Genomic DNA, 13,985 nt, shown 5'->3' on the forward strand with positions numbered 1-13,985 from the left:
CGACACGGCCGCGATCGGGGCGCTCCAGGACGCCGCCCTGATCCTCGCCGGCAAGGCCGGCACGGTGGTCACCCCGTCCGGGAGCTAGGCGATAGCGGCGGCGGCCGGTGTCCCGTCAGGGGCAGGGGCCGCCGCTTGCGACGCCCGCGTCCCCTGCCGAGTCCCGCGCATCCCTCGCGCACCATGTGGGCGCTGGCGTCCCACGGTGGTGTGTGCTCTAAGTGATGTTGCGCGTATTCGTCATTACTTAAAGTAGTTGACTCGACCAGAGTACTCCGAGTCCCTAGATGGAGACTGAAGGGCCGCGGGCCTCAGCCGAACGTTCACATACTGAGCGTAACGATAGACGAAATCACTGAAAGTGAAATATCGTGTGCGCCGGTTCACCAGAACGGGGAAGGAACGCATGCGTCTGTCTGTGTCCCGTCGGTTGCACGGCGGCCTGTTTCGCACCGTCCTGGCCACCACCGTTGCGGCGTCGGCGGGGCTGCTCCTGGACGCCGGCCCGGCGCACGCCGACGGGGTCGACTACGCCGCGGCGGCCGGCAGCGCAGAGGCGGTGCCGCTGTGACGACGCGACGAACCGTTCTGCTGCTGGGCGCGGCCTCGGTGCTCGCCGCCTGCGGGAACGACAAGGCGCTGGCCACGATGATGCCGCTGCCGGCACCCTCGTCCTCGCCGCCGCCGGACCCCTCGTCCGCGCCGCTGCCGGCCCCCTCGTCCTCGCGGCCGGCGGTCACCAGGCTGCGCTCGGTGGCCGACTGGACGAGCGTCTTCCAGCAGAGCTGGGACTACCAGTTGCGGAACGGCCTGCCGCTGTCCCGCTCGACCGACAGCTGGGACCACTACGGCCTGTCCTACTCGGTCGACTCCTGCGTGGCGATGTTCCGGGCCACCGGCGAGGGTCGCTACCTCGACCGGGCGCTCCAGTTCACCGAGAACGTGGCCGCCGCGGCGACCCCGTCGGCCTCGTTGCCGCAGAGCAGGTTCCACGACAAATACCTCGGCTGGGCCTCGTCGAAGACCGGCCAGAACGGCGACGAGGTGCCGCTCTACGAGAGCTACTTCTGGCGGTACGGGACCGGCCTGCTGGTCGCGATGCGGGACGCCGGGCTGACCGGCGACCGCTACCGGCGGCTGCTCGACTTCGCCGAGGTGCAGGTCTTCGAGAAGTGGTACTCCCGCGGCCCGCAGGACACCGTCTACCGAGGCATGACCCACCTGTCCGCGCACTGGGCTCTGATCGCGCTCAACCTCGCCCAGGTCACCACCGACGCCACCCGCAAGGCCCGCTACCTGGCCGTGGCCGGCGACTTCGACCAGCGGATGCGCCGGCAGCTGCGACGCAACCCGGTGGAGCCGACCGCCTACTTCTGGGACGACACCTGGGGGCGGGCGAAGCGGCCCGGGCAGGATGTCAGCCACGGCAACGGCGTCATGGCGTACGTGACGGAGGCCCGCGCCCGCGGCAACGCCTGGACCGACGCCGACATGACGGCCCTCTCGTCGCTGCTCACCCGGGTGATCTGGCCCGGCAACGCCACCTACTCGGCCTATGTGGACGGTACCGGTTCGGGCAAGGGCTGGTTCTCGGACGGGTTCGTGAAGCTCGGCCGGTACGACCCGGCCACGCAGCTGCGGCTCGACTCGCATCGGGTGGTCAACAGCCAGTTCGCCGCGAACATGGCGCTCAACGCCCGGATCCTGCGCAACGGGGGAGCCTGACCGGATCGCTGCCCGGACCGGACTCGCCGCAGTAGGCGCGTTCCCGCCGACACCACCTGGCGGGCTACGGTCGCGTGGCGTTGAAGGCGGAGCCTGCCGCATGCCGTCACGAGTCGACCGGTTTGGCTAGGGGCACGGGCCGCCGCCGCAGACGTCGATCACCTTTCCGGTGAGCAGGAACGCCGCCTTCTGCTGCTGCGCCTCGGGCTGCGCCCGCGGGAACTCGTGTGGGTCGGTGCCGTACTGCGGCCCGGCCGGCGCCAGGTTGGTCGGCGGCGGCGCGAACGCCAGCCCGCTGTTCCACACCACGAACGCCGAGCCGTGGTACGGGTAGTGGGGGATCGGGCGGATGCCCCAGTACGGCACCACCTCGTCGGTCCAGCCGGGGGCGAGCGCCGGCTCGTGGATCCGGGCGCCGATCGTGCGGGCCTCGACCTGCGCGGCGGCCGGGGAGACCTGGTGGTCGCCGAACGCGACGTGCATCAGCACCTGGTGCGGCGGCGTGCCGGGCAACGGGTCGCGGGTCAGGTGCTGGGCGTAGCCGTCGGCCTCGCCGCGGTCCCAGAGCATCTGGAGCAGCGCCAGGATCACCTGCTGATCGTCCTTGCCGGGATAGGACCGGTCCATCAGCTGCTGGAACGGCGCGAAGTCGACGCTGCGCTGCAACAGCGTGCTGTAGTTCATCGCCGGGACGCCGAGCACCGAGCGGGTCCAGTCCTGGGCGATCGCGGCCAGCGCGCCGCCGTTGATGCCGCCCTGGCTGTTGCCGTCGTAGTGCATGCCGCCGGCCCGGTCGAGCAGGCCGCGGCCCTGGGCGTCCTGGAACGCCGGGCTCGAGGCGAAGCCGCCCCGGCCGGTCATCACCCGGCCCAGGTACAGGAAGTTGAGGAAGCTTTGCTGCAGCCGGTCGGGCACCGACGGGAACCGGCTCAGGTCGGTCCACACCGAGGCGACGTACGGCACGTCGGCGGCGGCCAGCCCGATCCAGCTGGTGGCGCAGAACATGAAGTCGTACGTCTGCGACATGTCCTTGACGTTGCCCGCGTTGATCTCGGTGGGCGACCCGAGCAGCCCGTGGCCGTAGAGCGACAGGTGGGCCGGCGTGGCGGCGCTCGCCGAGCGCGGGAGGTTGCAGACGAAATCGGCCTGCAGCGTCTGCCCGGTCGCGGCGGGCAGGGCGTCGGCCCCGGTCGACCGGTAGTTCAGCCGGGAGCCGGGGTCACCGGCGCCGGTGAGGTAGCTGGGCACCGCGACCGTGCCGCGCACCTGCCGGGCGATCCGGGCGTCCTGCTCGGCGGTGTAGTCGGTGACCTGGGTGACGGTGAAGGCGGGCGCCTGCCGGCCGAGTCGCGCGAACGCGTCGTCGCGCATCCGCAGCATCCGGCCGGTCAGGCCGCGCTCGCTGGCCACGGTGAAATCCCAGGCCAGGTACGCGTCGTGGACGCCGGTGCGGCGCAGGTCGGCGCGCAGGCGGGTGGGCGTCGCCCGCGGGGTGCCGCGGACGACGACCAGGTACCGGGTCGCCTCGTGCAGCGCCACCGCCGGCCGGATGATCAGCAGCGGGTCGGTGGTGGCGTGCGCGTCGAACTCGGCCCAGTACGGCGTGCGCTGCCAGGTGCGCGTGTCGATCAGCAGGATCGGTGACGCCGGCGCCAGCGACCGGCCGATGTCGGTGACCGGCGCGACGTCGCCCGGGGAGAGCCCCGGCGCGTGCACGAGGATCGGGGTGCCGGGACTGAAGCCGTCCTGCCGATTCCACTCCGTCGGGTCGATGTGGACACCGGCCACGTTGGCCGGCAGCTCGTCGGCCGTGAAATGCACTCGCAGGCCGGTGGGGCTGCTGCGGTCGGGGACCGTGAACCGGTTGCTGGGAAACGGAAGCAGCGTGTCGCCGGCCGAAGCGACCGCCGCGCTCGACGGCGCGACGACGGAGAGCGCGGTGATGGCCAGGACGAGGAATCGGCGCATGTCCCTTGTCTTACGCCGCCGTCGTGGGCCGGGCAATCGTCCCTACAGCCGTCCCTACAGCCGGACGACGAGCGTGCGGGCGATCAGGTCGTGGATCGCCCGGTGCCGCCGGTCGACCAGCATCCACAGTGCACCGATCGGGAAGTAGGCCAGCAGGATTCCGCGTGCCAGGGCCGCGATCCAGCGCACCCGGCCCCGGGACATGTTGACCACCCGGACCCCGGCCAGCGCCATCCCCGGGGTGCGGCCGGTCAGCCCCCAGAACACCGCGCAGTAGAGCGCGAACACCGCCGGCAGCACCGCCAGGTACACGGTCGTGAGCGTCTTGGCCAGTGCATGGGCGTCGCTGCCGAGGACCGAGGCGATCAGGCTCATCCCGGTCGCGGTGCCGACCGACGCGACCGACACGATCAGCGAGTCCACGACGTACGCGATGGTCCGGGAGACGACGCCCGCGAAACCGGCCGGCGAGGCCGCAGCCATCGCCGGCCGGTCAGCCGCAGTCGCGCTCATGCCGCCACGGCGACAGGAACGGGCTCAGTCTCGGTCGCGGGCGGGTTACCCGAACCGCGGCGCCGCAGCACCATCTTCCGGATCTCGGTCAGCACGATCACGGTCAGGGCCGCGCCGATGCAGATGATCCATTGGACGGCGTTGAGGCTGACCGTGCCGAGCAGGCGCTGGAGGAAGTCCAGCTGGGTGGCCAGGAAGATGGCCGCCACGGACATGCCGCTGGTGATCACGAAGCGCCGATCGTTGAACGTCTCGAAGCTGAACACCGACCGGATGTCGCTGCGCACGGTCCACGACCAGAACAGGTTCATGATCGCGAACGCGGTGACGCCCATGGTGCGGCCCGTCTCGATGTTCCACTCCCGGTCGGCCCACCAGATCACCAGCAGCGTGGCGATACCCATGACCAGGCCGACGACCCCGAGCCAGCCGAGCGACCCGCGGCTCAGCAGCGGCTCGTCCGAGCGGCGTGGCTTGCGCTGCATGATCTCGGGGTCGCCCTTGCCGTAGCCGAGCCCGATGGACTGGAACACCTGGGTGGTGAAGTTCAGCCACAGCGTTTGCAACGGCACGAACGGCACGCCGGCCGCGATGTTGAAGATGCTGGCGGCCAGGAATGTGACCACCATGCCGACGAGCGCGCCCATTTGGAAGAAGATGTATTTCTTCAGGTTGTCGTAGAGCTCGCGGCCCAGCCGCACCGCCGTGACGATCGTCGCGAAGTCGTCGTCGGTGAGGATCATCGCGGCGGCTTCCTTGCTCACCTCGGTGCCGGTGATCCCCATCGCGATGCCGATGTCGGCCTTCTTCAGCGCCGGCGCGTCGTTCACGCCGTCGCCGGTCATGGCGACGATGTGCCCCTTGCGCTTGAGCACCTCGACCAGGCGCACCTTGTGCTCCGGGGTGACCCGGGCGATCACGCCGATCCCGTCGATCTGCTCGTCGGCCTGCGCGTCGGTCATCGCCGCGAAGTCGTTGCCGGTGATGGCCCGGCCCTCGATGCCGAGCTTGCCGGCGATCGCGGCCGCGGTGACCGCGTGGTCCCCGGTGATCATCCGGACCTGGATGCCGGCCGCGTGCGCCTCGGCGATCGCCGCCTTGGCCTGCGGCCGGGGCGGGTCGACGATGCCGACCAGGGCCAGCACGGTCATCCCGTCCAGCGCCGCGAGCAGGTCGCCGTCGCCGTTGAAGGTGGCCGGGTCGAAGTCCTTGCGGCCGGTCGCCATGACCCGCAGGCCCTGCTCGGCGAGCCGCTTGTTCTCGTCCAGGTACCGCTCCTTGAACGCGGCGTCCACGTTGATGATCGACAGGTCTGCGGGCGCGAGCGTGTGTGTCGCCCGGGCCAGCAACTGGTCGGGTGCGCCCTTGATGAACGCCCGGATGACGGCCTTGCCCGACGCGTCGGTCATCCGGTGGAAGGTCGCCATCATCTTGTACGCGGCGTCGAACGGCAGCTCGGCCACCCGCGGGTACTGTTCGCGGGTCGCGACGACGCCGATCCCGCCCTTCTCGGCGAGCACCACGAGGGCGCCCTCGGTCGGGTCGCCGATCATCTCCCCGTCCTGCGCGACCGCGTCCGAGGCGAGCGCCATCGGCAGCAGGAAGTCGTCGAGCGGGGTGTCCGGCTGCCCGGCGACCCGCTGGATCGAGCCGTCGGTGGAATAGCCGCTGCCGGAGACCGTGTACCGCCGGCCCGGGATGGTCATCTCGATGGCGGTCATCTGGTTCAGCGTCAGCGTCCCGGTCTTGTCCGAGTTGATCGCCGAGGTCGAGCCCAGCGTCTCGGTCGAGCGCAGCCGCTTGACGATCGCGTGGGACTTCGCCAGTGTCGTGGTGCCCAGCGACAGGATCGTGGTCACCACGGCCGGCAGGCCGGTCGGGATGGCCGAGACGGCGAAGGCGACCGCGGCGGTGAAGACCACGGTGAACTCGTTGCCCCGGGCCAGGTTGAGGACGATCGACGCGATCAGCGCCAGGCCGGAGACGAAGAGGATCTGGTTGGTCAGCGCGGCGAGCTGCCGGGTGAGCGGGGTGTCCTCCTCCTTCTGGGTCTGCAGCATGCCGGAGATGTGGCCGACCTCGGTGGCCATGCCGGTCGCGGTGACCAGCAGCTCGCCCGAGCCCCGGGTGACGTTGGTGTTCATGTACGCCATGTCGGACCGGTCGCCGAGGTCCGTGTCGACCGACCCGCACGCCTCGACGCTCTTGCTGACCGGCAGGCTCTCCCCGGTCAGCGCCGCTTCGGCGATCTCCAGGGTGGCCGCGCGCAGCAGCCGCCCGTCGGCCGGCACCAGATCGCCGGCCTCGATCAGCACGACGTCGCCGGGCACCAGCTCCTCGGCCGGCAGCTCGACGAGCCGGCCGTCGCGCCGCACCTTGGCCTTGATGATCATCATCTTCTGCAGCGCGCTGATCGCCGCCGCCGCCTTGCCCTCCTGCTGCAGGCCGAGGAAGGCGTTGAGCAGGGTGAGCAGGATCAGCAGGATGCCGGTGCCCCACTGCTTGAGCGGCACCATGCTGCCGATGCCGGCCGCCAGCAGGACGATCTGCATCGGGTCGGCGTACTGCCGCAGAAACGCTCGCCACCAGGGCTCCTTCTTGCCCTCGGCGAACTTGTTCGGGCCGAACTCCGCCCGTCGTCTCTCGGCCTCCGCGGTGCTGAGGCCGGACTGCTGGTCGACCTCCTCGGCCTGCAGCGCCTCGGCGACCGACAGGGTATGGAACGGTGGTGGGGATGTCGCTATCGCCATCGAAGGCTCCTGAGGTGAATAGAAAATCCGGTGGCTTAGCGGCGGCGGGCTACCCGGCGGGCCGTCCGGCGGCCGGTACGGCGGGCCACGCGACGAGTTCCGAACATGACTGCACCTCCTTCGCGCCGATGCTGCCGCCCGGCGGGCCGGTGCGCGTCATCCCATGAGGATGATGGTCAGTGCAGAAGAATCTTCAGGGCGATCATGACCACCCCGAAGGCGGTCGCCACCAGCGTGGACACCGCCCGCTCGGCGGGCTCGAGCTGGCTGCCCATGTACCAGCCGACCGCGCCGAGCAGGATGGTGCTGCAGATCAGCGCGAGCAGGATCGCCAGGCTCAACCCGGCGCCGAGCGCCGTCGCCAGCAGCAGGGTGAGCAGTGGCAGCACGGTGAGGCTGATGATCTCCCAGCCGCCGGTGAGCTGCTCGCGCACCACGTGCCAGGCCGGCCGGTGCCCCTCGTGGATCCGCTCGGCGACGATCTTGGCGTACCGCTCGGCCACCCAGTAGATCGTCAGCGTGACGATCACGATGATGTCGAGCTTGTACGCCGTCTCGGCATGAGCGGTGAGCAGCACCGACGAGCCCACGATGAGGCCGTAGACGCCGGCCGCGGTACCCTCCGCGGTCTCGTGCCGCAGCCGGAACCGCAGCCGGCTCCGGACCGTCATGTCACTCGCGTTCCGAGCGCCGGAGCAGCTTGCCCTCGGCGCCGTGCACGGCGATCGCGTAGATCGCGATCAGGTCGAGGGCGATCGCGATGATCGACCAGATCGGGTAGGAGGCCAGAAAGGTCATGTTGATCATCGCGTGCACGAACACGACGATCAGCGCGAGGAACCGGGCCCAGGTGTATCCGAACATCACCGCGTAGCCGGCGCCCAGCAGCATCACGCCGAACGCGACGAGCACCCAGCCCCACGTGGTGTAGCTCAGGTCGATCGCCAGGGACTCCGCCTTGACCAGGTAGAAGTCGTCGTCGAAGAGCGCGACGAACCCCTGTATCAGGCTGATCAGCCCGCTCACCATCATGACGACCCCGGTGAACAGGACCCAGCCGACCCACTTGGTGAGGCCGGTCGCCTCACCGGGCCGGGCATATTGCGTTGCCATAAATCTCCCTCTCAGCTTCCCTCTCAGCGGTACTGCGGCGGGGTCGGTGGCGGGACCGGGCGCCCGACGCCGGGCTGCGGCAGCGGCGGCCGCAGCGCACTCTTGGCGACGCCGGACACCAGCGTGCCGATGGCGATGCCGAGCACCAGGTTGAGCCCGGCGGTGTACCAGCGCGACGCCGTGGACTCGTCGGTGACGAAGGGCGCGAGCATGGCCGCCACGGTGGCCAGCCCGATCACCCAGCCGAAGAAGCGCATCGGTCTCGGGGTGGTGAGGATCAGCAGCTGGATCAGGGCCGTGGCGAGCAGGGCGGCGATGCCGGCGCCGAGGGCGTACCAGAAGGTGGAGGCGTCGCCCCAGACGCCGTCGCCCTTGGGCGCGAGCACCTCGACGTCGAAGACGCCCCGGCCGAACAGGATGCCGACCACGGCGATCAGCGCGGCCACCAGCGCGGTGGCGGCGCCGCCGGCCCACAGGCGGCCGGCGTTGAGCACGGGTTGCGGAGGTGTCGCCGGTCGATAGACGTTGGTCATTGCCATCCTCCCAGGGGGAACCTGTCGTCCCGAGTATCGCGACGGGGCGAGCGGACATACCTCATCCACCGCAGATGACGCGGCTCGGCGAGCCTGGAGGCGACGCTGTGGTCACCGACTCGAAGGGGGAGGCGTGGTGGCAACACATCGGAGCGACGAGCCGACCGGCTGGATCGCGTGGGTCTTATTCGGCGGCCTGATGCTGGTGCTTCTCGGCGGGGCGCACCTGACGATCGGATCGCTCGCCCTGGTCCGGCCGGAGGCGCTCGAGGGCAGCCGGTCCGACCTGCTGCTGAATGTCAACCTGACCACCCTCGGCTGGATCCACATCATCCTGGGCGTGGTCCTCATGATCGTCGGCGCCGGCCTGATGCTCGGCCAGGTCTGGGCCCGGATGCTGGCGATCGTCCTGGCCGTCCTGGCCCTTGTGATCAATTTCGCGTACGTCTCGGTCTACCCGATCTGGTCGGTGATCGCCATCGGCCTGTCCGCGATCGTCCTGTACGCCACGGTGGCGCACGGCTCCGAGCTGACGCGGGCGTATCGCCACTGACAGGGTGCGCAGCGTCGCCTCGCCGCGGATCACCCGGCCGACCAGGCTGGGATCCGCGGCGAGAACCTGCCCGACCACGGTCGCCGCGAGCAGGCAGAACGAGATGACATAAAGCCAGCCGATGTACGTGAAGGCCAGCCCGATCGTCCCGTAGTGCGCGCTGCTGGAGCGCAGCGCCCGGGGCAGGTAGATGTGCCCGGCGGGCCGCACGGCCAGCATGATCAGCGCGAACGCGAGCGCGCCCGGCAGCAGCCGGCGGGCCGGCACCATCCGGCCGAGCAGCAACCAGGGCACCACCAGGGTGATCGCGGCGTCCAGGACGAACAGCGTGGTGGTGTCGGTGAGGAAGGGGAACGGCGAGTCGTCGGCCAGCGTGCCCATCGCCCGGCTGGCGATCACGAAGACGCTCAGCAGGATGACCACCAGGATCCAGCGCAGCGCCGCCCCGACCCCGGAGCGCACCTTCCCGATGCTCCACACCGTCGCGTACGCGCGCACCATGGCCCGGGCCAGCCCGGTCGCCGACACCAGCACGATCAGCGCGCTGAGCACGCCGAAGGTGCCGAACCCGGTGTCACCGAGCGCGTCGGTGAGCAGCCGCCGGGACGACTCGGGCAGGTCCAGCGCGTCGGCCAGCTCGTTCGAGTGCTGCGCGCCGATCAGCGCGCCGAACATGATCAGCAGCGGGAAGATCGAGGTGAACGCCTGCGCGGCCAGCCCCATCGCCCGGTCGAAGATCTGCACCTGCAGGAAGCCGGTGACGCAGCGCAGCAGCAGCGTGCCGAACCAGGAGGCAAGCACGAGCGCGGCGCGCGGGCGCAGCCACCCGGGAAGGGCGGCGAGCCCGCGTTCCGCGTCCATGTCAGAGCAGGCCGAGCGAGCGTGCCCGCCGCACGGCCTCGTTGCGCCGGGAGGCGGACAGCTTGCGCAGGATGCTGCGTACGTGTGTCTTGACCGTGTTGACCGAGACGTAGAGGGTCGCGGCGATCTCCTCGGTGGGCAGCATCGCCGCCATGCCGTCGAGCACCTCCATCTCACGCTTGCTGAGCGCCTCGAAGACCACGACGCCGGTGTCGGCGGCGGCGGTGCTGGCCGGCGTGGCGTGCGCGGCGCCCTGGAGCTGGCGGTACTGCGTGGCGAGCTCGTCGTCGTCGCGCAACACCCGGCGCAGGTCGGCCCAGACCTGCTGGACTGCCCGGCGCTGCGACTCCGGTGCGGCGGCCCGCAGCGCCTGGCGCAGCGCGCCCCGCGCCTCGTCCACCTCGCCGCGGCGGGCCGCGACGGTGGCCAGCACCAGCCAGGCCTCGAGGCTGACCGGCCCGGCCACGCCGGCCGCGCCGGCCACCGGCTCGACCAGCTGCTGGGCCTGCTCGGCCTCGCCGGCCGCGGCCAGCGCCGCGGCGCGCACCACGACCGCGTCGTCGGCGTCCGGCTCGGCCAGCTTGCCGAGCGTTTCGAGGGCCTTGTCCGGCCGGCTCATGGTGACCAGCAGCCGGGCCTGGGTGAGCGTCACCTGGCGGCTGAGCCAGCACGGCGCGGCCAGGCCGCCCGGCACGTGCCCGGCGTCGCCGAGCGCGGTGAGTGCGCCGCGCAGCTCGCCGCGCGCCTGCAGGCGCCGCGAGCGGATCAGCGCGAACGCCGCGTGGACCATGCCGTCGCTCGGCCGGATCCGGCGCGGGTCGGCCGCCCGCAGGTGCCGCCCGGCGGTGTCGATGTCGTAGCGCTCCATCGCCACCCAGGCCAGCGCCAGCTCGGCGCCGACCGGCCGGGACGCGGTGCCGCCGATCCGGTCGGCCAGCTCGGTCGCCTGATCGGCGAGCTTCTCGGCGTGCCGCAGCCGGCCGCGGTACGCCTCGATCAGCGAGAGGTGGGCCAGCGCGTCGATCCGGACGCTCTCGCAGTTGCCCGCCGCCGCGTTGGCCACCTCGGTGAGGGTGACCGCGGCCGCGTCCACCGCGCCGGTCCGGCTCTGCACGTCGCCGCGCGCGGCGAGCACCAGCGCCCTCAGCTCGCCGTGCCGTTCCAGCCGCTCGGGCGGGGTCTCGGCGAGCATCTGCTCGGCCGCGGCGACCGCCTGCAGCACGCCGTCGGTGTCGCCCCGCATCCGGGCCAGCACGACGTCGGTGACCAGGTGGGCCAGGGCCAGCGCGGGGCTGTAGCCGTCGGGACGGCTCATCATCAGCTCCTCGGCCCGTTCCAGCTGGGCCGTGCTGGTCTCCACGTCGTGCAGCGCGAGCGCGAGCGCGGCCGCGACCACGGCCGCCTCGGGGCTCTCCAGGTCGCCCGGCAGCCCGCCGAGCTGCTCGGCGAGCCGGCTGTCCCGCCCGCCCAGCAGCAGGCGGCCGACCGCGTGGTCCTCGATGACGATCGAGGCGGCGAGGGCCCAGTCACCGGCGGCGGCCGCGTGCGTGATCGCCTCGGTGATCTGCCCGGCCGCGGCGAACCAGGTGGCCGCCCGCCGGTGCAGCTCGGGGATCCGGTCCTGCGCCTCCCGGCTGAGCTGGGCCTGCAGCAGCTCGGCGAAGAGCCGGTGGCACCGGTACGCGCCGAGCCCGTCGCCGGCCGGTTGGACGAACGCGTTCTGCCGGCAGAGGCCGGCCAGCAGCCAGCGGGCGTCGGACCGCCCGGTCACGGCCTCGGCCAGCTCCGGGGTGAAGATGTCCAGGATGCTGGTTTCCAGCAGGAACCGGCGGACGTGCCCGGGCTGGATCCGCAGCACCTCGTCGACGAAGTACTCGGCGATGGTCGCCTCGTTGCCGGTGATCGTGGCGACCAGGTTTTCCGCGTCGCCGGAGTCCTCGAGGGCCATCGCGAACAGCCGCAGCCCGGCGGCCCAGCCCTCGGTGTGCTGCAGGAGCTGGGTCATGCCGTCCCGGCTCAGCGGCACCCGGTGCAGGGTGAGCAGCTCCGCGGTCTCGTCGGCGGTGAAGGCGAGATCCTCGCTGCGCACCTCCTCGAGGCGGCCGGCCAGCCGGTAACGGTGCAGGGGCAGCGGCGGGTCCCAGCGGCTGACCATCACCAGCCGCAGCATCCGGCCGGCATGCCGCAGGACGAACTCCAGGTCGGTGGCCCAGTGCTCGCCGGGCAGGTTGGCCACGCCGTCGAGCACGAGCACGACCGGCTCGGGCTGCTCGGCCAGCGCGGCGGCGAGCCGGACCAGGAAGGAACGGTCGGCCGGACCGGCCGCCCGGGGCGCCGACAGCGTGCCCGGGACGAGCACACCGGCCCGGCGCAGGGCCTCCAGGACATACGCCCAGAACGCGTCCGTCTGGCTGTCTTCTTCTTCGAGCGTGATCCAGCCGATCGGATATCCGGGCGTCCCGCTCGTGGCCCAGGAGGCGACGAGCTGGGTCTTTCCGGCGCCGGCCGGCCCGACGACCAGGGTCACGGGTTCGCGGACGCCGCGGGCGAGGCGCTCGGTGAGCCGGGGCCGGGCAACCAGGAAACTGGGCGGTTCCGGCAGGGCGAACTTCGATTGCAGCAACGGATCGCCGCCGGTGGCCGCGGCCGCCGCCGGTGAGGAGATCGGTGCCGGGACGACGAGCTCAGCTGTCACAACTGCCCCCTCCGCAGCACTGCGTCTGATCGACTGGATCATCGTTGTCCGCGGGAGACGACTCCCGCATCGTCCGAAACGGATTAAGCTTAAGCGCTGAGTGACCCTCTCACTACGTAAAAGCGGTCAACGGGGTATGTGTTGACTGCGTTCTATTTGTGTGCCTTTGCGACGGAAGTAGTGGCGCCGGCCAGGAAATCGACGAAATCCGTAGGCGATCCGGCCCGCTCCCAGGCCCGGCGCTGCCGGTCCGCCCCGGTGCCGTCGCGTCGTAGTCGCTCGAGACCGGCGAAGACGTCCTCGGCGTCGCCCGAGGCGGCCAGCGCGGGCGTCACCTTGGCCATCAGCCGGGCCACCGCGCCGCCAGCGGGCGAGTCGTCGCCGGGCGTCCGGCTGCGCGGTATCCGCACCTGGCCGTGCGCGGCCGTGATGAGGTGGGCGTCGACCAGACCCGTCGGGATCGGCAGCGTGGTGATGTTCCGCCGGGCCTCGTCGATCAGCGTCGCGACCAGCGCGCGGACCACCCCGGCGAAGAAAACCGTGTCCGGTACGCCCAGGCACGCGTCGGCCACCCGGATCTCGACGGTCGGGTAGCGCTCGGACAACCGGGCCAGGAAGTAGACGCCGCTCCGATCGAGGGCCGCGCCGGCCGACACCAGCGAGCCCACCACCCGGTCGTATCGCACGGCGCCGGCCCACGCTCCGGGCGGCCGGAAGGTCGGCCAGCGTTGTTGCAGGTGAAAGCGGTAGCTGGCCCAGCCGGTGTCCCGGTCCCCGGCGAACGGTGAGTTCACCGTCAGGGCCAGCAGCGCCGGCAGCCACGGCCGGATCCGTGCCAGCACCTCGACGGCAAGATCCCGATCCGGTACGCCGATGTGCACCTGACAGGCGCACGTGCCACCGGCCGCCACCGCGCCCGGGAAGCGCCCGGCCAGGTCGCGGTATCGCGCCTCGTCGGTCACCGCGTCCAGCGGGCCGGCCGCGAACGGCGGCGTCCCCACCGCGACCAGGCTCGCACCGGCCCGGCTCGCGGCGTCCGCGGCCCGCGACCGCAGCCGGACGAGCTCCCGCCGGAGCCGGTCCAGGCTGGTGCAGACCGCCGTCGTGGTTTCCAGTTGACAGGAAAGGAACTCCGGCTTGATCTGGTCGCCGGCGGCCGCGAGCCGGGCGACCCGCGGCGCCGAGGGCACGACCGCCCCGTCCGGCGCCAGCAGCAGGAACTCCTCCTCGACCCCCATCGTGAGCATCGCGTCCCCCATTGTTCGCTGCGCACG

The 13,985-nt window shown here is 71.5% G+C and carries 11 protein-coding genes; 2 read left to right on the plus strand and 9 right to left on the minus strand.

The window, feature by feature from the left end:
* Positions 1 to 406: 406 nt before the first annotated feature.
* Together ODJ79_RS19910 and ODJ79_RS19915 are read left to right on the plus strand one after the other, a co-directional pair.
* The gene (locus tag ODJ79_RS19910; RefSeq protein ID WP_263025002.1) at positions 407 to 571 is read left to right on the plus strand and encodes a hypothetical protein; all 165 of its coding nucleotides are present in this window, start codon (positions 407 to 409) and stop codon (positions 569 to 571) included.
* Entirely contained in the window at positions 568 to 1,725 is a 1,158-nt protein-coding gene (locus tag ODJ79_RS19915) for a hypothetical protein (protein WP_263025003.1), read from the plus strand. The genes ODJ79_RS19910 and ODJ79_RS19915 overlap by 4 nt, the downstream gene beginning before the upstream one ends.
* 126 nt (positions 1,726 to 1,851) lie before the next feature.
* Here the strand turns inward: ODJ79_RS19915 and ODJ79_RS19920 are convergent, their stop codons facing one another.
* From ODJ79_RS19920 to ODJ79_RS19960, 9 genes are all read right to left on the minus strand, one after another.
* Positions 1,852 to 3,693 (minus strand): hypothetical protein, encoded by a 1,842-nt coding sequence (locus ODJ79_RS19920; protein ID WP_263025004.1) that lies wholly within the window; start codon positions 3,691 to 3,693, stop codon positions 1,852 to 1,854.
* Positions 3,694 to 3,747: 54 nt separating this feature from the next.
* Positions 3,748 to 4,206 carry an RDD family protein gene (locus ODJ79_RS19925; RefSeq protein WP_263025005.1) on the minus strand — a complete coding sequence of 153 codons (459 nt, stop codon included), beginning with the start codon at positions 4,204 to 4,206 and terminating at the stop codon, positions 3,748 to 3,750.
* The gene (locus ODJ79_RS19930; RefSeq protein WP_263025006.1) at positions 4,203 to 6,956 is read right to left on the minus strand and encodes a cation-translocating P-type ATPase; all 2,754 of its coding nucleotides are present in this window, start codon (positions 6,954 to 6,956) and stop codon (positions 4,203 to 4,205) included. Before ODJ79_RS19930 ends, ODJ79_RS19925 begins: the two co-directional genes overlap by 4 nt.
* Positions 6,957 to 7,132: 176 nt before the next feature.
* Positions 7,133 to 7,627, minus strand: coding sequence for a hypothetical protein (locus ODJ79_RS19935; RefSeq protein ID WP_263025007.1), 495 nt, complete (start codon positions 7,625 to 7,627; stop codon positions 7,133 to 7,135).
* A 1-nt stretch (position 7,628) separates the two neighbouring features.
* Complete coding sequence (locus ODJ79_RS19940; RefSeq protein ID WP_263025008.1) at positions 7,629 to 8,069, minus strand: hypothetical protein; 441 nt, start codon at positions 8,067 to 8,069, stop codon at positions 7,629 to 7,631.
* A 23-nt stretch (positions 8,070 to 8,092) separates the two neighbouring features.
* A complete protein-coding gene (locus ODJ79_RS19945) occupies positions 8,093 to 8,602 on the minus strand; it encodes a DUF6069 family protein (RefSeq protein ID WP_263025009.1) in 510 nt (169 codons plus the stop codon).
* Positions 8,603 to 8,786: 184 nt separating this feature from the next.
* Positions 8,787 to 10,016 (minus strand): YihY/virulence factor BrkB family protein, encoded by a 1,230-nt coding sequence (locus ODJ79_RS19950; RefSeq protein ID WP_263025010.1) that lies wholly within the window; start codon positions 10,014 to 10,016, stop codon positions 8,787 to 8,789.
* A 1-nt stretch (position 10,017) separates the two neighbouring features.
* Entirely contained in the window at positions 10,018 to 12,711 is a 2,694-nt protein-coding gene (locus ODJ79_RS19955; RefSeq protein WP_263025011.1) for a LuxR C-terminal-related transcriptional regulator, read from the minus strand.
* Between the two features lie 152 nt (positions 12,712 to 12,863).
* The gene (locus ODJ79_RS19960; RefSeq protein WP_263025012.1) at positions 12,864 to 13,958 is read right to left on the minus strand and encodes a YbdK family carboxylate-amine ligase; all 1,095 of its coding nucleotides are present in this window, start codon (positions 13,956 to 13,958) and stop codon (positions 12,864 to 12,866) included.
* Positions 13,959 to 13,985 lie beyond the last annotated feature (27 nt).

Origin of the sequence: Actinoplanes sp. KI2, from assembly GCF_025630775.1 — a bacterium.
In the GTDB taxonomy this organism is placed as follows: domain Bacteria; phylum Actinomycetota; class Actinomycetes; order Mycobacteriales; family Micromonosporaceae; genus Actinoplanes.

Excerpts from the sequence above, each read along its gene's own strand:
- ODJ79_RS19910 (WP_263025002.1), top strand. The coding sequence starts at position 407 with ATGCGTCTGTCTGTGTCCCGTCGGTTGCACGGCGGCCTGTTTCGCACC.
- ODJ79_RS19920 (WP_263025004.1), bottom strand. The coding sequence starts at position 3,693 with ATGCGCCGATTCCTCGTCCTGGCCATCACCGCGCTCTCCGTCGTCGCG.
- ODJ79_RS19925 (WP_263025005.1), bottom strand. The coding sequence starts at position 4,206 with ATGAGCGCGACTGCGGCTGACCGGCCGGCGATGGCTGCGGCCTCGCCG.
- ODJ79_RS19930 (WP_263025006.1), bottom strand. The coding sequence starts at position 6,956 with ATGGCGATAGCGACATCCCCACCACCGTTCCATACCCTGTCGGTCGCC.
- ODJ79_RS19935 (WP_263025007.1), bottom strand. The coding sequence starts at position 7,627 with ATGACGGTCCGGAGCCGGCTGCGGTTCCGGCTGCGGCACGAGACCGCG.
- ODJ79_RS19940 (WP_263025008.1), bottom strand. The coding sequence starts at position 8,069 with ATGGCAACGCAATATGCCCGGCCCGGTGAGGCGACCGGCCTCACCAAG.
- ODJ79_RS19945 (WP_263025009.1), bottom strand. The coding sequence starts at position 8,602 with ATGACCAACGTCTATCGACCGGCGACACCTCCGCAACCCGTGCTCAAC.
- ODJ79_RS19950 (WP_263025010.1), bottom strand. The coding sequence starts at position 10,016 with ATGGACGCGGAACGCGGGCTCGCCGCCCTTCCCGGGTGGCTGCGCCCG.
- ODJ79_RS19960 (WP_263025012.1), bottom strand. The coding sequence starts at position 13,958 with ATGCTCACGATGGGGGTCGAGGAGGAGTTCCTGCTGCTGGCGCCGGAC.